The organism is uncultured Streptomyces sp., from assembly GCF_947488945.1.
Taxonomy (GTDB): Bacteria; Actinomycetota; Actinomycetes; order Streptomycetales; family Streptomycetaceae; genus Streptomyces.
The window spans coordinates 70,645-88,477 of record NZ_CANLBS010000010.1 but is presented as its reverse complement, the minus strand read 5'-3'; the positions used below and the strand labels follow the sequence as shown (position 1 = coordinate 88,477).

15 protein-coding genes are annotated in these 17,833 nt (G+C 72.1%); 9 read left to right on the top strand and 6 right to left on the bottom strand.

Annotated elements, in window-relative coordinates; translation table 11 throughout:
- Positions 1 to 21: 21 nt before the first annotated feature.
- The 3 genes from Q0994_RS17930 to Q0994_RS17920 all read right to left on the bottom strand — a co-directional run bounded on the left by Q0994_RS17930 (position 22) and on the right by Q0994_RS17920 (position 3,267).
- Complete coding sequence (locus Q0994_RS17930; RefSeq protein WP_299535873.1) at positions 22 to 543, bottom strand: cupin domain-containing protein; 522 nt, start codon at positions 541 to 543, stop codon at positions 22 to 24.
- A gap of 164 nt (positions 544 to 707) precedes the next feature.
- Positions 708 to 2,027, bottom strand: a complete 1,320-nt coding sequence (locus tag Q0994_RS17925) for a phytase (protein WP_299535871.1) — start codon at positions 2,025 to 2,027, stop codon at positions 708 to 710.
- 202 nt (positions 2,028 to 2,229) lie between these two features.
- The gene (locus tag Q0994_RS17920; protein WP_299536223.1) at positions 2,230 to 3,267 is read right to left on the bottom strand and encodes a PP2C family protein-serine/threonine phosphatase; all 1,038 of its coding nucleotides are present in this window, start codon (positions 3,265 to 3,267) and stop codon (positions 2,230 to 2,232) included.
- Between the two features lie 450 nt (positions 3,268 to 3,717).
- Between Q0994_RS17920 and Q0994_RS17915 the strand changes: the two genes are divergently transcribed.
- On the top strand, positions 3,718 to 4,857 hold the full coding sequence (locus Q0994_RS17915) for a lytic polysaccharide monooxygenase (RefSeq protein ID WP_299535869.1): 1,140 nt from the start codon (positions 3,718 to 3,720) through the stop codon (positions 4,855 to 4,857).
- A gap of 71 nt (positions 4,858 to 4,928) precedes the next feature.
- Complete coding sequence (locus Q0994_RS17910) at positions 4,929 to 6,305, top strand: endo-1,4-beta-xylanase (protein WP_299535867.1); 1,377 nt, start codon at positions 4,929 to 4,931, stop codon at positions 6,303 to 6,305.
- Between the two features lie 116 nt (positions 6,306 to 6,421).
- Here Q0994_RS17910 and Q0994_RS17905 read toward each other — a convergent pair whose 3' ends face one another.
- On the bottom strand, positions 6,422 to 7,066 hold the full coding sequence (locus Q0994_RS17905) for a TetR/AcrR family transcriptional regulator (RefSeq protein WP_299535865.1): 645 nt from the start codon (positions 7,064 to 7,066) through the stop codon (positions 6,422 to 6,424).
- Positions 7,067 to 7,257: 191 nt separating this feature from the next.
- On the opposite strand from Q0994_RS17905, the gene Q0994_RS17900 reads away from it, so the two are divergent.
- From Q0994_RS17900 to Q0994_RS17880, 5 genes are all read left to right on the top strand, one after another.
- Positions 7,258 to 8,742: an APC family permease gene (locus Q0994_RS17900; protein ID WP_299535863.1), complete on the top strand. Its 1,485-nt coding sequence runs from the start codon at positions 7,258 to 7,260 to the stop codon at positions 8,740 to 8,742.
- On the top strand, positions 8,742 to 9,842 hold the full coding sequence (locus Q0994_RS17895; protein WP_299535860.1) for an alcohol dehydrogenase catalytic domain-containing protein: 1,101 nt from the start codon (positions 8,742 to 8,744) through the stop codon (positions 9,840 to 9,842). The genes Q0994_RS17900 and Q0994_RS17895 overlap by 1 nt, the downstream gene beginning before the upstream one ends.
- Before the next feature lie 77 nt (positions 9,843 to 9,919).
- The gene (locus Q0994_RS17890; protein ID WP_299536221.1) at positions 9,920 to 11,254 is read left to right on the top strand and encodes an NAD-dependent succinate-semialdehyde dehydrogenase; all 1,335 of its coding nucleotides are present in this window, start codon (positions 9,920 to 9,922) and stop codon (positions 11,252 to 11,254) included.
- A 253-nt stretch (positions 11,255 to 11,507) separates the two neighbouring features.
- A complete protein-coding gene (locus Q0994_RS17885; RefSeq protein ID WP_299536218.1) occupies positions 11,508 to 12,458 on the top strand; it encodes an NADP-dependent oxidoreductase in 951 nt (316 codons plus the stop codon).
- 258 nt (positions 12,459 to 12,716) lie between these two features.
- Positions 12,717 to 13,970 (top strand): right-handed parallel beta-helix repeat-containing protein, encoded by a 1,254-nt coding sequence (locus Q0994_RS17880; protein WP_299536216.1) that lies wholly within the window; start codon positions 12,717 to 12,719, stop codon positions 13,968 to 13,970.
- A gap of 211 nt (positions 13,971 to 14,181) precedes the next feature.
- Here Q0994_RS17880 and Q0994_RS17875 read toward each other — a convergent pair whose 3' ends face one another.
- Together Q0994_RS17875 and Q0994_RS17870 are read right to left on the bottom strand one after the other, a co-directional pair.
- A complete protein-coding gene (locus Q0994_RS17875) occupies positions 14,182 to 15,351 on the bottom strand; it encodes a DMT family transporter (protein ID WP_299535858.1) in 1,170 nt (389 codons plus the stop codon).
- Positions 15,348 to 16,166, bottom strand: a complete 819-nt coding sequence (locus Q0994_RS17870; protein WP_299535856.1) for an SDR family oxidoreductase — start codon at positions 16,164 to 16,166, stop codon at positions 15,348 to 15,350. The genes Q0994_RS17875 and Q0994_RS17870 overlap by 4 nt, the downstream gene beginning before the upstream one ends.
- A 147-nt stretch (positions 16,167 to 16,313) precedes the next feature.
- Between Q0994_RS17870 and Q0994_RS17865 the strand changes: the two genes are divergently transcribed.
- Both Q0994_RS17865 and Q0994_RS17860 read left to right on the top strand, forming a co-directional pair.
- The gene (locus tag Q0994_RS17865) at positions 16,314 to 16,895 is read left to right on the top strand and encodes a TetR/AcrR family transcriptional regulator (protein WP_299536213.1); all 582 of its coding nucleotides are present in this window, start codon (positions 16,314 to 16,316) and stop codon (positions 16,893 to 16,895) included.
- A gap of 192 nt (positions 16,896 to 17,087) precedes the next feature.
- Positions 17,088 to 17,831: an ATP-binding cassette domain-containing protein gene (locus Q0994_RS17860; RefSeq protein WP_299535854.1), complete on the top strand. Its 744-nt coding sequence runs from the start codon at positions 17,088 to 17,090 to the stop codon at positions 17,829 to 17,831.
- The last annotated feature ends 2 nt before the right edge of the window (positions 17,832 to 17,833 follow it).

Sequence of the window (17,833 nt, the reverse complement as noted above, 5' to 3'; positions counted from 1 at the left end):
CCGGGCGGGTGCCGGACCCGGTCAGCGTCGGGAGGGGGCGGCCCCGGGGGTATCGGGCGCGCAGTAGCGGCGGATCAGGTCCCCGTGGTCCGGGTGGAGCCGCAGCAGAGGGTCCGCCCGGCCGAGCGTCATGTCGGCGTAGTCGAATCCGGGCGAGACGGCCTCGCTGATCAGCCCGTGGTCCCCGTGGGTGAGGTGGGACGCCTTCCAGATCCCGCCGGGGACGGCCAGGGTGAGGACCTGCCCCCGGTCGGGGTCCTGGCCCAGGACGGCGGTGCGGTGGCCGCCGTCGGGGAGCAGCAGATGGTAGGTGATCGGGTCGCCGTGGTGGTGGAAGTGCAGCACGTCGGACCGGTTGAGGTGCCAGTGGCCGACGGGCGAGCGCCGCGTCAGCAGGTAGAAGATGGACGTCAGGGTGTGGCGCTCGCCCGCCGGAGTGGCGACGCGGGGCCGGTGGTCGGCCTGGAACGTCCGGCGGAAGTACCCGCCCTCCACGTGTTCCTCCAGCCCCAGCGTCTCGATCCAGTGCTCCGCCGTGACCATGTCGCTCTCCCTCGGCCGGTCTCCCCGCGGGCCCTCCGCCGGGAGACTCCGGCCACCCACCCATACCCCGCACCCGCCGTCCCCGTCCACGCCGGCGGCGCGTCGGGCCCGGCGGCCCGCCGACGCGGACGCCGGGCCGCCGGGCCGGTGCGCAGGACACGGGCTCAGCCGTCGAGGGCGTCCAGGACCGTGCCGAGATCCACGAACTTGAAGTTGGTCGAGGGGCGGTCGCCGTCACCGGGGGAGTCGTGCCCGTCCTGGACGACCAGGAGTCCGCGCGGATACCTGGACCCCAGGGAGGCGTTCAGCGCCGCCGCGCCGTCGCACTCCTCGGAGCCGTCCACCGGGCCGCCCGCAACCGGCGCGACCCGGAAGCCTCCCCGGTAGGCGTTGCCGCCCTTCGCCCGCCGGTCGTACGCGGCGAAGGCGTCGTCGCCCTGGCTGGACGCGAGAAGATAACCGTCACCGCCGGCCTCTTCGACCAGCGTCAGCCCTTCGACGTCGGCGGTGATCCTGTCGCCCCCGAAGCCCGGGTCCGCTCCCGGTGCGCACTCCTCGGTCTCCTCGTCGTACGCACCGGCGACGCCGTACTCGCGGACCTTGTCGATCAGCCTCGGTGTCCCGGTGAGGTCGGCGCGCAGACGCCAGATGCCGACGTCCTCCTGCCCCGCGTACAGGGTGCCGGTCCTCGGGTCGACCACCATGCCCTCGACCTGGGGCAGTTCGCCCGGCTCGGCGCAGGGCGACCACGACGTGCCGTCGGGCAACCGGAAGGCGGAGGGGAGGTCCAGGGTGCGGACCGTGCGGTAGGTGACCTTTCCCCCGGCGGCCGGGAGCAGTTCCAGGAGCGCGATGCTGGTGCGCTCACGCCGGCTGACCAGGGCGTACGTCTTTCCGGAGGCACGGTCCGTCCAGGTCGCCAGGCCGTAGGCGGTGCGCTGCTCGTCCACCTCGGCCTGGTCGCGCGAGAACACGGCCGGTACGCCGGCAGCGGTGACGTCGGTCAGCGGACCGCCGGGCCGCTCGCGGTCGATGCGGTAGAAGCGCAGCCGGTCGTGGCCGCGGTCGCTGGTGACCGCGAGATCCGCGCGCCCGGACGACAGGCGCAGGCCGTGGACGAGGTCCACGTTGTTGAAGCGGCCCGGAGCCCCCTCCGGGCTCCCGGCGGGAGGCGCGGCGATCGACTGGACCGGTCGCGCGTCGAGGTCGTACACGCGCAGGCCGCCCTCCTTGGCGGTGGCGATCACCAGGCTCCGACCGGGAGCGGCGTCGTCGCGCCAGATGGCGGGATCGTCCGCGTCGGCGTTCGCGCCCTCGGCGTCGTCGTGCAGCACCGGCGTCTCCGAACGGGGCGTCACCACGGGCAGGGCCCCTTCCGCGGCCTGACGGTGTCCCCGGGCCTCGGCCGGTGCGACGAGGGCCACCGCCGCGAGAGCCGTCGTCAGGACCAGTACGGTCGAGCGGGTGGTGAGCGAGCGTGTCACGCGAGTCTCCTCTGCGGGGGGCCGGTCGGACCCGGCCGATCCTCGCCCCGCACGGTGTCGGCACGGCGGATTCCCGACGTGCGTTATCCCGAAGGCCGGATGTACGCGCGGTGAACGAGCGCCCGCCCGGGGGCCGGTGGCCGATCGCGGATCCTCTTCCCGGCCGCCTCGCCGCGGCTACGTGCCCGGCCGCGCCGGGGGATCAGTCCTGGGAGCCGTCCGGGTGACGCCGGGTGACGACCAGGATGGCCATGTCGTCCTGGTGCCCGTCGCCCGTCCAGTGCGACACGTCGGCGGTGAGCGCGTCCACGAGTTCCTGCGGGTCCGTGAACCGTCTGCCGCGGAGCCGCGACCGGATCGGGTCGTAGAAGACGCCGTGCCGGTTCCGCGCCTCCGTGACCCCGTCGGTGATGAGCATGAGCGAGGCGCCGTGGGGCAAGGTCGCGGTGTCGACCGGTGCGGCCTCCCCGGCGTCCTGCGGGGCGCCGAGCCCCATGCCCAGCGGAAGCCGGGGCGACGTCGCGTCCAGGCGCGCCCATCCGCCGTCGTGGACCAGGTAGGGGGCCGGGTGTCCCCGGTTGAGCAGAGTCAGCGTTTCCCCGTCGTGGGAGAGTTCCACCAGCAGAGCGGTGGTGAACTGCTCGGACGTCCCGCGGTCCGTGCGGGCGGCCTCCCTCGCGAGCGCGTCGTCGAGACGGCGCGCCAGCTCGCCCAGGGACGGCGCGTACTGCGCTTCCTGGCGGAACGCGCCGATCGCCACCGACACGGCGGCGATCGCCTGGAGTCCCTTGCCCCGTACGTCACCGATGACCATGCGGATGCCGTGCGGGGTCTCCTGCACCGCGTACAGGTCGCCTCCGATGCGCGTCTCGGCCTGCGCCGCGGTGTAGCCCGCCGCGACGGCGAGCGGACCGATGCGCCGCGGCGGCTCGGGCAGCACCGCCAACTGCACCGCCTCCGCCAGCTCCCGCACCCGGCGCGCGATGATCCGGTTGACCGCCAGCGCCATCATCCCGATCAGCCCGACCAGGGCCAGATCGACGGACAGCGCCACCGCCCCCCGCGCGTGCAGGACGTCCACCGACGCGGTGGCCGCACACGCCGCCACGGCCACCGCGGCGGTCGACCGCCGCGGAAGCGTGGCGCCGGCCACCAGCGGCGCGGCGGCGAGCAGGGGGAGCCCCGTATAGGGCTGCGGGCCGAAGGTGTCGAGCGCGACGCCGGTCAGCAGGCACACCACGGTGAGCAGCCACGCGGCGCCCGCCGACGCACCCCCGAACAACCTGTCCACCACTGCCGCTGGTCTCCCGCTGCCCGGTGCCGCGCCCTGCACGCCGCACACTGCGCGCCCACCGGGGCATCGCCACGGCTGTCCGGCCGGGTCTTCCGAGCGGCACGGTCGCGAGGCGACCCTACGTGAAAAGTCCCTTCTGTCCCGATCATGCGTGATCGGACGCGGCCGGAACCGCGTCCGGCCATCGTTCTATCCGGCCGCGATCCTGCCCGGACATGGCCCGATTCTTATGTTGTCAGGGACATGGAACGCCTTTACAGTCCGCTCCGACACGCGAAATGGGAGCGCTCCCACACCCTTGAGGAGCCCTCAGTTCCGTCGCACCGCACCCCCGCCCGGAGAGGCAGGCACCCCTCCGGCCCGGCACGACCCTCACGAAGGAGGCACAGGAGAATCATGGTGCTCAGCAAACTCGGAAGCGGAAGACGGCTCGTCGCCTCGCTGGCGGCACTGATGACCCTGCTGGGCGGCCTCGGCCTCGCCCTGCTGGGACAGGGCAAGGCCGAAGCGCACGGCGTCGCGATGACGCCCGGATCGCGCACGTACCTCTGTTACGTGGACGGCCGCACGGCCACCGGCTCGATGGATCCGACCAATCCGGCGTGCCGGGCCGCGCTGGCGGAGAGCGGCGCGTCGGCGCTGTACAACTGGTTCGCCGTGCTCGACTCGAACGCGGGCGGACGCGGCGAGGGTTACGTCCCGGACGGCACCCTGTGCAGTGCGGGCAACCGTTCCCCGTACAACTTCACCGGCTACAACGCCGCCCGGGACGACTGGCCGCGCACGCACCTCACCTCCGGATCGACGATGAAGGTCCGGTACAGCAACTGGGCGGCGCACCCCGGCTCCTTCCGGGTCTACCTGTCCAAGCCGGGCTACTCGCCCACCACCGCGCTGGGATGGGACGACCTGGACCTGATCCAGACGGTCGCCAACCCGCCGCAGACCGGTTCGCCGGGCACCGACGGCGGTTCGTACAACTGGGACCTGGCGCTGCCCTCCGGCCGCTCGGGCAACGCGGTGCTGTTCATCCAGTGGGTCCGGTCGGACAGTCAGGAGAACTTCTTCTCCTGCTCGGACATCGTGTTCGACGGCGGCAACGGCGAGGTGACCGGTATCCGGGACGCCGGCACCCCGACGCCGACCCCCACCCCGACGCCCACGCCGACCCCGACCCCCACACCCACGCCGACCCCGACCCCCACTCCCACTCCGTCGGATCCGCACACCGGCGACTGCATGGCGGTCTACACCGTGGTCTCGGCCTGGAGCGGCGGCTTCCAGGGCAGCGTGGAGGTCATGAACCACGGCACGGCCCCACGCGACGGCTGGGCCGTGGCATGGAAGCCGGGCGCCGGCACACGGTTGAACAACGTCTGGAACGGCGCGTACAGCACCGCCCCCGACGGCACGGTCACCGTCCGGAACGTCGATCACAACCGGACCGTCCCCGCCGACGGAAGCGTCACCTTCGGCTTCACCGCCACCTCGACCGGCAACGACTTCCCGGTCGGCACCCTCACCTGCGTCCGCTGACGGCCGCCGTCACCCCACACGCTGCACCCGCTCCCGCACCCGCACGCCCGAGACGAATGAGGACCCCACTGATGTCTGCTCCGCAGTCCATCCGCAGCGCCTCCCTCCGCGGAGCGCTCGCCCTCGTGGCGACGGGGGTGCTGGCCGTCGCCGCAACCCTCACCGCCGCCGGGCCCGCCCACGCCGCCGACAGCCTCGGGTCCGCGGCCGCCCAGCAGGGCCGCTACTTCGGCGCGGCCGTGGCCGCGAACCACCTCGGCGAGACGCCCTACGCCGCCACGCTCGACGCCGAATTCACCTCGGTGACACCGGAGAACGAGATGAAGTGGGACGCCGTCGAGCCGTCCCGGAACACCTTCGCCTTCGGCTCCGCCGACCGGATCGTGAACCACGCCCGGGACCGGGGGACGGAGGTGCGCGGGCACACCCTCGTCTGGCACCAGCAGTTGCCGGGGTGGGTCGGCCAACTCGCCGCCGCCGATCTGCGCACCGCGATGAACCACCACATCACCCAGGTGATGACCCACTACCAGGGGAAGATCCGCTCCTGGGACGTCGTCAACGAGGCGTTCCAGGACGGCTCCGGCGGTGCCCGGCGCAGTTCGCCCTTCCAGGACAAGCTCGGCAACGGCTACATCGAGGAGGCCTTCCGGACCGCCCGCTCCGCCGACCCCGACGCCGAACTCTGCTACAACGACTACAACACCGACGGCGCCAACGCGAAGAGCGATGCCGTCTACGCCATGGTAAAGGACTTCACCTCCCGCGGTGTCCCCATCGACTGCGTCGGCTTCCAGTCCCACTTCAACAGCGCCTCCCCGGTCCCCGCCGACTACCGCGCCAACCTCCAGCGCTTCGCCGACCTCGGCGTCGACGTGCAGATCACCGAACTTGACGTCGAAGGCTCCGGCCCGGCGCAGGCGACCAGCTACGCCAACGTCGTCAAGGCGTGCCTCGCCGTCACCCGGTGCACCGGCATCACCGTGTGGGGCATCACCGACATGTACTCCTGGCGCGCGGCCGGCACCCCGCTCCTCTTCGACGACGCGTACGCGAAGAAGCCCGCGTACGCCGCCGTCCTCGACGCGCTCGGTGGGACTTCCACCGAACCCGGGACGCCCACGCCCACGCCGGGAACCGGCTCGTGCACCGCCGTATACAGCACCAGCCAGGCATGGAACGGCGGTTACAACGGCCAGGTGACCATCTCCGCGGGCAACGCCCCCGTCAGCGGCTGGTCGGTGACGCTCACCCTGCCGGAACCGCAGAGGGCGACCTCGCTGTGGAACGCCGTCGCGTCCTGGAACGGCGCCGGCTCGGTGGCGACGGTGCGCAACGCCTCCTACAACGGCACCCTGGCCGCCGGTGCCTCCACCACCTTCGGCTTCACGGTCACCACCCACGGCAATCCCGCGCCGCCCGCCGTAGCGGACTGCACCGCCGCCTGACCTGCTTCCGGCCCGGCCCGCTTCCGGCCCGTGCACCGGTACCTGCGGCGGCGGGACGAGCCGGTCGCACCCGGAACCGCCGTCGCCCGCGCGCACGCCTCCCCGCGCCCCGGGTCTCAACCCCGGGGGACCCGCAGGCTGCCCGCAGCGAGCTTCAGCTCAGCCTCCGCGAGGGTGCGGGCCAGGTCGGCGAGGGGGGCCGTGCGCCGGTTCGCGCTGGTGTTGACGTAGGCGCCGGCGCCGTCCACGACGGCAAGAATGCGTACGGCCGCGGCCCAGGGGTCGTCGCAGGTGAAGTCCCCTTCCCGTACGCCCTCACCGATGATCTCCGCGAGGCGGTGGCACCAGCGCAGTTCCTGGCGTACGACCTGGTCGTGGAGGACGGGCCGGTAGCGGGCGAGGTGCCGGGCGTTCAGCCAGAGCTTGCTGATGTCGTCGAACTCGGCGCCGGAGCTCAGCGTGAAGAACCGCCGCAGAGTGCGCAGGGCTCCGGCCCCGTCGGGCTCGGGTGCCGGCTCCGGGAGGAGGCCGTCGAGCTCGGCCAGCGTGGCGCCGGCGAACGCCTCCGCCACGAGCTCCTCGACGACCGGGAAGTAGTGGTGGATGAGTCCGGGCTGCACCTGGAGGTCGTCGGCGATCCGCTGCCGTGTGACGCACTCCAGTCCCTCGTGGAGCGCGATCCGCGTGGCCGCCGAGACGATCTCACGGTGCCGCTCCGCCGCCGATTTGCGGACTTGCTTCCCAGAAACTCTTGACGTCATGGCGGCGATGCTATTGGCTAAGCAGCCAATGATCAATTGGCTGTGTAGCCAATTAGAGGCCGACCGCCTGTACGGCAGCCGCCCCACGCCCCCGCGGGGGAGGGGGCGGGGCTCCGGAAACCGACTCCCCGCTCCGTGCGGTCGGAGCCGCCCGGCGCATGTCGAGCCCGTAGCGACGCCAGGAGACGAACGTGAACCACACCCGCGCCGACGCCGGTGAGCTGGCGGAATACGGATACGCACAGGAGCTGAGACGCACCCTGTCCCCGTGGGCCGTCTTCGCGCTCGGCTTCGCCACGATCTCGCCCGTCGTCGGCATCTACGCCGTCGTCCAGCTCGGGTTCGTCTCCGCCGGCCCGGCCTGGATCTGGGCGGTCGTCATCGCCTTCCTGGGGCAACTGCTGGTCGCCACGGTGTACGCCGAACTGTCCTCGCAGTTCCCGGTCACCGGAGGCGTCTACCAGTGGGTCCGCCGGCTCGCCGGACCGCGCCTCGGCTGGCTGGTGGGCTGGATCTACCTCGCCTCCGCCATCGCGTCTCTGACCACCGTGGCCTACCTCGGCGCGACCTGGCTGCACATGCTCGTCAGCGACGCGCCCCTGTCGCCGGGGGCCCACGTCCTGCTGGGCGTCGTCTTCATCGCCGTCGCCCTCGGTATCAACCTGCTGGGCGTCAACCCGGTCAAGCACTTCCTCAACGCGGGCATCATCGCCGAAGGCGTCGCGTCGATCGCCGTCAGCGTCGTCCTGCTGGTCTTCGCCCGCAACAACGGATTCGGCATCCTCTTCGACACCCTGGGCGCCGGGTCCGGCGGTTCCACCGCGGCCGGGTTCGTCACGTGCCTGGCCGTGGCCGGCTGGGCGTTCCTCGGCTTCGACGCGACCACGCAGGTCGCCGAGGAAACCGAGCAGCCCCGCCGCAGCGTGCCCCGAGCCCTGCTGCGCTCCTACCTGTTCGTCGCCTTCACGGTCCTGCTCACCTCGGTCGCCGTCACCCTGTCGCTGCGCAGCCCCGACGACGCCGTCTCCGGGAAGATCGTGGACCCGGTCTTCGAAGCGGTGACCCAGGGCCTGGGCGGCTGGAGCGAGAAGCCCTTCGTCCTCGTCGTCCTGATCGCCTTCTTCGCCTGCGCCATCTCGATCCAGACCTACATCGGCCGGGCCGTGTACGCCCTCGCCCGCGACCGCCAGCTGCCCTTCTCCACCCGGCTCGCCGTCGTCGGGCAGCGCCAGATCCCCTGGGTCTCGCTCATCGTGACGGCCGTCCTCGCCGGCCTCGGTCTCGTGCTCGGCCTCAACGGCAACGCCGCTGCCACCTTGATCTCCTTCGGTTCCGGCGGCTTCTACTTCATCTTCCTCACGGTGGCCGTCGTCGCGCTCGTCGCGCGCCTGCGCGGCCGCTGGAACCCGTCGGCGGGCGAACTGCGCCTGGGCCGGACCGGGCTGGTGATCAACGTGCTCGCCGTCGTGTGGCTGCTGTTCGAATCGGCCAACATCGCCTGGCCCCGCACCGAACTCGCGCCGCCGGGCGGCAGCTGGATCCAGATCTGGGCCGTGGTCCTGGTCTTCTCCGTCCTGCTCGTCCTCGGCCTGGCGTACGTGCTCGTCGCCAAGCCGCACACCCGGCTGCCCGCCCACCCCGCCCACCCCGTCACCGAAGAAGTCGAGGCGTCCTGATGTCCGCGCGCACCTGTCCCGCCATCACCTACGACCCCGTGGAAGGGCTGCGGACCCGGCAGGTCTCCCACCGGCCCGCCGGGCCGGGCGAGGTCGAGATCGATGTCCGTGCCGCCGGAGTCTGCCACTCCGACCTGCACATCCTCAGTGGGGACTGGCCCAGTGACCGCCCTCTGGTGCTCGGTCACGAGGCCGCCGGTGTGGTCAGCGCCGTGGGAGCGGGCGTCACCGGTCTCGCGGTGGGCGACCACGTCGTCATGTCCTGGTTCGCGCCCTGCCGTAGCTGCCGCAAGTGTCTGGCCGGGATGGCATGGCTGTGCACCGGCACCAAGGCCGTCGCGAACACGCTGCCCGACGGCACGACGCCCTTCACGGACGAACAGGGCGAGGAAATCTGGCCCTACCTCGGCCTCGGCGCCTTCACGAACCGGCTGGTCGTCCCCGAAACGGCCGCCGTCAAGGTCCCCGACGAGCTGCCGTTCGGCATCGGAGCCCTGCTGGGCTGCTCCATCTCGACCGGCATCGGCGCGGTCATGAACACCGCGAACGTCCGGCCCGGAGAGTCCGCGGTCGTCGTCGGAGCGGGCGGGGTCGGCCTGTCGGTGGTGATGGGCCTGCGCCTGGTGGGCGCCGACCCCGTCGTCGCCGTCGACCTCTCTCCCGAGCGACTCGCCGCTGCCGAGCGCTTCGGGGCCACCCACACCCTGGACGGTGCCGCGACCGATGTCGCCGCCTGGTGCCAGGAGAACCTCGGTGGCGCCGACTACGCCTTCGAGGCCATCGGCAGCCCCAGGGTCATCGAAACGCTCCCCGGCATGCTCACCTCCGGCGGGGCCGCCGTCCTGGTCGGCATGGCCGCCGTCGGCGCGACCGGCGCGTTCAACCTCTTCGACCTCGCCGACCAGGGCAAGCGCGTCCTCGGCTGCAACTACGGCTCCAGCGTCGGCGCGATCGACATCCCGAAGCTGGCCCGCCTCTACCTCGCGGGCCGGCTGCCCCTCGACGAGCTGATCGGAACCGTACGCCCCATGGAGCAGGCGGCCGCCGCCTTCGAGGACCTGCGGTCGGCCGTCGGAACCCGCACCATCCTCGAACCTTAGGCTTGACGGAAGACGACCCGCGGCACACCGCCGCCGCGGCCCCGGACCGCCTCACGACCCTGCTGCTTGGAGACCCGATGTACGCCGTCACCGATCCCGCCACCGGAACGACCACGGACACCCGTCCCACCGCCACCGACGCCGAGATCACGGCGGCCGTCGACGCCGCCCACGCGGCCACCGCCTGGGGCCGCGAGAGCACGGTGGCCGAGCGCGCCGCGCTGCTGCGCCGCCTCGGAGACCTGCACGCCGAGCACCGTGACGAGCTCGCGGCCGGCATCGTCCGGGAGATGGGCAAGCCGCTCCCGGAGGCGGAGGGCGAGGTCGACTTCTGCGTCGACATCTACCACTACTACGCCGACCACGCCGAGGAGTTCCTCGCCGACGAAGAGCTGAAGGTCACCTCCGGCCCCGGCCGCGCGGTGATCCGCCGCCGCCCGGTCGGTGTGCTGCTCGGCATCATGCCGTGGAACTTCCCCGCCTACCAGGTCGCACGGTTCGCCGCCCCGAACCTCGCCCTCGGGAACACCATCGTTCTCAAGCACGCCCCGCAGTGCCCGGTCACGGCCGCCCTGCTGGAGAAGCTGTGTGCCGAGGCGGGCTTCCCCGCCGGGGCCTACGTCAACGTCTACGCCACCAACGAGCAGATCGCCGACGTGATCGCCGACCCGCGCGTCCAGGGAGTCTCGCTCACCGGCTCGGAGCGGGCCGGCGCGGCCGTCGCCGAGATCGCCGGGCGCAACCTGAAGAAGGTCGTCCTGGAGCTCGGTGGCTCCGACCCCTTCGTCGTGCTGTCCACCGACGACCTCGACGCCGTCGTGGAGGCCGCCGTCGCGGCGCGCCTGGACAACACCGGCCAGGCCTGCAACGCGGCCAAGCGCTTCGTCGTCGTCGCCGATCTCTACGACGCGTTCGTGGAGAAGCTGACCGCCCAACTCCTCGCGGGGCAGTCCGGTGCTCCGCTGTCCTCGGTCACCGCCGCCGAGACCCTGGCCCGCCAGGTGGACGCCGCCGTGGCGGAAGGTGCGACCCTGCACACCGAGGGCGAGCGCAAGGGCGCCTACTTCCCCGCGGGCGTCCTCACCGGCCTCACCACCGATCACGCCGCCGCACGCCAGGAACTCTTTGGCCCGGTCGCCATGGTCTTCTCCGCGGCCGACGAGGAGGACGCCGTGCGCATCGCCAACGACACGCCCTTCGGGCTCGGTTCCTACGTCTTCACCACGGACCCCGCGCAGGCCGAGCGCGTCGCTGACCGCATCGAGGCCGGGATGGTCTTCGTCAACGGCGTCGGCGCGGAGGGCGCGGAGCTTCCCTTCGGCGGCATCAAGCGTTCCGGTTTCGGCCGGGAGCTGGGCCGGCCGGGCATCGAGGAGTTCGTGAACAAGAAGCTCGTCCGCACGGTGAAGTAGGGGAGACGGGCCCGCCCCCTGGTACGCGACCTCCCCGCGGCGGCCCCCGGCCCCCGCGGGAAGGCCCGCGCGGGAGGGCCCCGCGGGAAGGCCCGGTCACGGGGGCGGCGGTACTGGCCGGGCCCGCGTGTAGCCCCGCACGCACCGCCTCGCCGGGCCCACGGCACGCCGGCCCTTCCAGGAAGAGGGCCGGCGTGCCGTGGCGTGCAGGCGGCGCTGCGCGGATGCTGGAACCATGATCGACAACCCCACCATGCTCGCGATCAGCCAAGACAGCTACGGAACCCCCGACGTACTCCGGCTGACCCGGGTCCCGAGGCCCGTGCCGGGGCCCAGCCAGATCCTGGTCGCCGTGAAGGCGGCCGGACTCAATCCGACGGACTGGAAGCACCGCTCGGGCCCGCTCTTCCTGAACCGCCTGCCCCTCGTCCTCGGCTGGGACGTCTCCGGCGTCGTGGAGGCGGTCGGCTACGGAGTCACGATCTTCAAGCCCGGCGACGAGGTCTTCGGTATGCTCCCCTACCCGCACGGGGCCGGCTCGCATGCCGAGTTCGTCGCCGCACCCGCCCGCTCTTTCGTCCACAAGCCCGCGGGCATCGACCACGTACAGGCCGGCGCCCTGCCGCTCGCGGCGCTCACCGCGTACCAGGCGCTCGTCGACACGGCCGGGGTCACCACGGGACAGCGCGTGCTCGTCCACGCGGCCGCCGGCGGCGTCGGCCACCTCGCCGTCCAGATCGCCAAGTCCCTCGGCGCCCACGTCGTCGGCACCGCAAGCGCCCCCAAACACGACTTCGTCCGCTCCCTGGGCGCGGACGAGGTGATCGACTACCGCACCACCGACTTCAGGGACGCGGTCCGGGACGTCGACATGGTCTTCGACCCCATCGCCGGGGACACCAGGACCCGGTCGCTGGAGATCGTGCGACCCGGCGGCACCCTGGTCTCGCTCCTCGCGGTGACCGATCCCGCCGAAGCGAAGAAGGCCGCCGAGCACCGCGTCCGTATGGAGACCATGCTGGTCGAGGCCGATCACGCCGGCATGCGGGCGGTCGCCGACCTGGTGGTCTCCGGTGCGCTGCGAGCCCGTGTCGACGCGGTCTTCCCGCTCACCGAGGCCGCCGCGGCCCACGCCGCAGGGGAAACCAACCGCACCACGGGAAAGATCGTCCTGCTGGTGGAGGGGACGACTCCGCAGGCGTAGTCGCCGGCTTCGCCGCCGTCGCCCGTCCGCTTCTCGCGCGCCCCGGGTGACGTGCCCCGCACGCGTCGCCCTCGAACGGCCCCCGGTGAACACCGAGTCCACCGGGGGCCGAGTCATGGAGCAAGTTCATATACATATTCAAAAGACATGTCCGTGAATCTTGACGGGTGCATGCCATGCGCCTACGGTCCAGCGGAGAACAGAAAGAGAGCGCTTTCCATCCGTTGGCTCATGGTGCGCGATCGGCCCTCCGTGTTCATGCACACGAACCGGCCATCTTCCGCACCGCGCAGCCGCCCCGCACCCGACGTACGGAGAAACCGAACCATGGCACTGAAACCTCTCGTCGCCTCCCTCGGCCTGCTGGCCGGCACACTCGTCGCCCTCACTCCGGGAGCCTCGGCACAAGCCGCCGCGCAGGCGTCCACCACGCTCTACGTGGCGCCCTCCGGAACCGACTCTGCGGCCGGCACCCTGGACGCGCCGACGACGCTGAGCTCGGCGATCAGCCGTATCGCGGCAGGCGGCACCATCTATCTGCGCGGCGGGACGTACGCGTACGCCCAGACCGTCACCGTGCCCGACGCGAGCGACGGCACCGCCGCCGCGCGCACCACCCTGACCGCCTACCAGAGTGAGAAGCCCGTCCTCAACTTCTCCGCTCAGGCCGAGAGTTCGACCAACCGGGGGCTCCAGCTCTTCGCCTCGTACTGGCACGTCAAGGGCCTCGTCGTGGAGCATGCCGGGGACAACGGCATCTACGTCGGCGGCAGCGGCAACATCGTCGAGCGCACCGTCACCCGCTTCAACCACGACACCGGGCTGCAACTCGGACGGATCGCCTCTACCACGCCCAAGAGCGCCTGGCCGGCGAACAACCTGATCCTGAGCGCCGAGTCGCACGACAACGCCGACTCCGACGGCGAGGACGCCGACGGGTTCGCCGCGAAGCTCACCACCGGAACCGGCAACGTCTTCCGGTACGCCGTCTCCCACCACAACATCGACGACGGCTGGGACCTGTACACCAAGACCGACACCGGAGCCATCGGCCCGGTCACGATCGAGGACTCGCTGGCGTACTCCAACGGCACGCTCAGCGACGGAACCGTGAACAACAACGGCGACCGCAACGGCTACAAGCTCGGCGGCGACGACATCGCCGTGAACCATGTCGTGCGGCGATCCATCGCCTTCGGCAACGGCCACCACGGGTTCACGTACAACTCGAACCCGGGCTCGATGGCGATCTCGAACAACCTCAGCATCGACAACGCCGAGCGCAACTACTCCTTCGACAAGGGGACATCGGTGTACAAGAGCAACACCTCGTGCCGTTTCGCCGTCGACGGCTCGAACGACAAGACCATCGGCACCGCCGACAGTTCGAACCAGTTCTGGACCGGCACCAACGGCTCCCGCTGCTCCTCCTACAGCGGTGCCCTGAAGTGGTCGTACGCCTCGGACGGCAAGCTCGTCACGACCCTCGGCGGCAAGGTCGTGACCCTGTAGGCCCTCGCGCACGGTCGCACCGCCCGTCCGGCGGCGGGCCGCCGCCCCAGCGCTGTGCGGCGGCCCGTGGCCACGGTGGCGGCCGAGCACCACGGCCGGCCGGCTCCGTACACGTGGCCGGCCGGCCGTCCCCTTCCGGCGGGATGCCGAGCCGGGACATGACGGCGGAAACCCGGCCACGGGTGCGGAAACGAGCGGTTCGCGCCGCCGCTCATGCGCTGCCGTCACGGTTGAGCCTCACGCTCCGGGGTTCTTCCGCTGGTTGCAGCGCCACCCACCGGCCGACCGCCATCCGCTGCACCGCCGCCGTGTCCGAGTCCCCGTGCACGGCGGTCCGGGAGCCGGCCCCGCCGTCCCGGCAGCGCGCGACCGCGGGGTGACCCGCGTTCCGGAATCCGTCGGGAGTGGGTGCCGGCGGGGCGGGGGAGCCGGCCACCGACCGCAGGGGACGGGTCCGTCGGTACCTCCCGCTCTCCTCCCGTCCGGACCGCCGCGCCCGGCTCCGGGCCCCCGTGCCCGGCACCGGGCGCGGCGGTCCGAGGACGACGCCCCCGGCGACGACCAGAGCGCCGATCACGTCCGCCCGGCCCACCTCGCCGAGCCCGAGCACGGCGGTGGTGAGCAGCGCGCCCACCGGCACGAGTCCGGCGAAGAGCCCCGCACGGTCGGTGCCGAGCCGGGACAGCGCCGCGTACCAGAGGAGGAACGCGGCGGCTGTGACCAGCGCGCCGAGGTAGCCGAAAGCCGCCGCTTCGGTGGGGCTCGGCAGGCGCAGGGCGTTGGTGCCGTCCACCACGACGCTCGCGGCCAGCAGGACGGGAACGGACAGCGCGGCGGGGTAGGCGGCGACCCTCAGGGGGCCGAGTTTGGGCAGCAGAGGAAGAGCGAGGAGGGAGAAGGCGACTTCGCCGGCGAGCGCCCCCAGCGACAGCAGCAGGCCGCGCGGGCTGCCTCCGCCGAACCCGGCGGCGAGAGCGGCTCCGAGCGTCACGACGGCTGCGGCGGCGACGGTGCGTGCGCAGGGGCGCCGGCGTTGTGTCATCGGCCCGACGAGGGCGAGGACGATCGGGAGGGCTCCGACCACGGTGCCGATCATGGCAGGGCTCGCGACCCGGGTCGCTTCGACCAGGAAGATGTTGAAACCGACCAGGCCGGTGGCTGCCAGGGACGCCAGGAGCAGGAAGTCACGGGGCGTCAGGCCGGCCCGGGGTAAGCGCCGGCTGCGTACGACGGTGAGCAGGATCGCCGCGGCGAGTGCGTAGCGCAAGGCCTGGCCGCTGAGGACGGGGTAGTCGGCGATCGTCGCCGACACCGCCGTCGACGTGCCGACGAGCAGCATCGCGGCCGCGGCGCCCGCGGCCGGTGTGGCGGAGGAGCTCATGCCGCGTACCCCCGCAGCCGGGGGGAGGCGCCCGACGGCTCGAGGACCGCACGGGTGACGCGTTCGGCCACGGCGGCCACCAGCGTGCGCGGCCTGCGCGGCAGCAGATGCGCGGCCAGGGCGTTGCCGAGTCCGGGGGCCACGTAGCCGCGGTCGCGGTCGAGCGCGCGCAATGCGGCCCGCACCACGGGTTCCGGCGTGGTCATGGAGCCGTTGACGGCCGCCCTGCGGGTGCCGATGACGTCGAAGAAGGGCGTGTCGACCGGACCGGGGCACAGGGTCAGCACGCGGATCCCGCGCCCGCGGTACTCCTGGCGCAGGGCGAGCCCGAAGTTCAGCACGAAGCCCTTGGCCGCGCTGTAGACGGCGAAGTAGGGGGAGGGCTGGAAGGCCGCGGTGGAAGCGACGTTCACGACCGCGCCCGTGCCGCGCTCCAGCATGCCGGGGAGCAGCGTGTGCGTCAGGTCGACGAGCGCGACGACGTTGACCATCAGCTGGTCGTGGTCGCGCTCCCGTGCGATGTCCTCGAAGCGGCCGCACGTGCCGAACCCCGCGTTGTTGACCAGCAGGTCGACGCGCAGCCCGCGGGCGGCGATCCGGCCGGCGATCCGCTGGGCGGCATCGGGCTCGGCGAGGTCCTGGACCAGGACGTGCGCGCGGATACCGTGCTCCGCGCTCAGACGCTCCGCGACGGAGCTGAGCTTGTCCTCGGAGCGTGCCACCAGGATCAGATCGTGTCCGCGGGCGGCGAGTTGGGCGGCGAACTCCGCGCCGAGGCCGGACGAGGCACCCGTGATGAGCGCTGTGCCGTGCATGGGAAGGCTCCTTCGTTCGGTGACCATCTGAGACGAAAGAGTAGCTGATTCTCTAGTAACTGCAACAGTGGTGACGCAGATCTCGCGGAACTGGGTCAGTCGCGTATCGTTTCCATGGAAGGGCGAGTGGAGAGAGTGGGAGGCGCCATGGGCGAGAGGGCGGCACGACCGCTGCGGGCGGACGCCGAGCGCAGTGTGCGCGCGATCATCGAGGCGGCCGAGGGCGTGCTGTCCAAGGACCCCGGCGCGTCGATGGAGCAGATCGCGGCCGCGGCGGGGGTGGCCAGGACGACGATCCACCGGAGATTCGCCAGCAGGCAGTCGCTGATCGACGCGTTGGCCGCGTCCGCCGCCCGGCAGCTCGCCCGCGCCGTGGAAGACGGCCGCCCGGACACCGCTCCTCCGCTCGTGGCACTGCACCGGATCACGGCGAACGTGCTCGAGGTGAAGAGCGCCTGGGCGTTCGCCCTGGAGCTGCCGGCCGATCCCGGCAGTGAGGCGGCCGCCGTCCACGAGGACATCGGCCGCACGTGCATCAGCGTGCTGGAACGAGCGCGGGCGGACGGACTCGTCGACGAGGCGGCCGACCTCCTCTGGCTGCGACGGGTCTACTACGCGCTTCTCGGAGAGTCCCTGCGCGGGCACCCGGACGACAACGGCGCCGACCCCGACACCCTGGCCTCCCGCGTCATCGACACGCTGCTGCACGGGGCCGGACCGCGCACCTGAGCACGGCCGCGGGCACGGACTGCTTCAGCTCATCGAGTTCGAACGGGCAGGACGCGGTGTCCTCCTCTCTGGACGTGCCCACGGTCACGGTGCGGTACCGACCGGCTCGCGGAGTGCGGGGGGACGCGGTTGCAACCGCGTCCCCCCACATCTACGTCCGAACGTGTAGTCGTCGTCCACCGGGGGATCCGCGTGCCGCTGCACTTCAGGGACTGCTCTTTCGCCTACCGGGCCGGTACCCCCGTGCTCGACCGCCTGACGACGGAACTCCCGCGGGGGTGCACCGTCCTGCTCGGACCGAACGGTGCGGGGAAGTCGACGCTGCTCTCGCTGGGGGCGTCCTCGCTCACCCCGGTGTCGGGCCACGTCACTCTGGGTGGCCTGGACAGCGTCCGGCGCAAGGACCGGCGGGCGTTCCGGCAGAAGGTGGGCTGGCTGCCGCAGGAAGTGCATGCCGTCCCGGCCCTGACGGTCCGGGAGCAGGCCGCGTACGTGGGCTGGTTGAAGGGCCTGTCCAAGCGTGAGGCCTGGGACCGCTCCGCCGGTGCGCTGGAGCGCGTACGGCTCACCGAACTGGGCGGCCGCAAGAGCCATGAACTGTCCGGGGGCCAGATGCGGCGCCTCGGGATCGCCCAGACGCTGGTCCACCGGGCCGAGGTCGTGCTCCTGGACGAGCCGACCGCCGGCCTCGACCCCGTCCAGCGCGGCGTCTTCCGGGAATTGCTGGCCGAGCTCAGCGAGGCGGTGCACTTCGTCGTCTCCACCCACCAGACCGAGGACCTCGCCGACATCTACGAGACCGTCATCGTGTTCGACCGGGGTCGGCCCGTGTTCCGGGGGACGGTGAACGAGTTCTTCGCCACCGCCCCCGCCGGGACCGCGTACGAACGGCGCGCGGAGAGCGCCTACCGCGGCCTGGTCCGGGGGGAGGTCTGAAC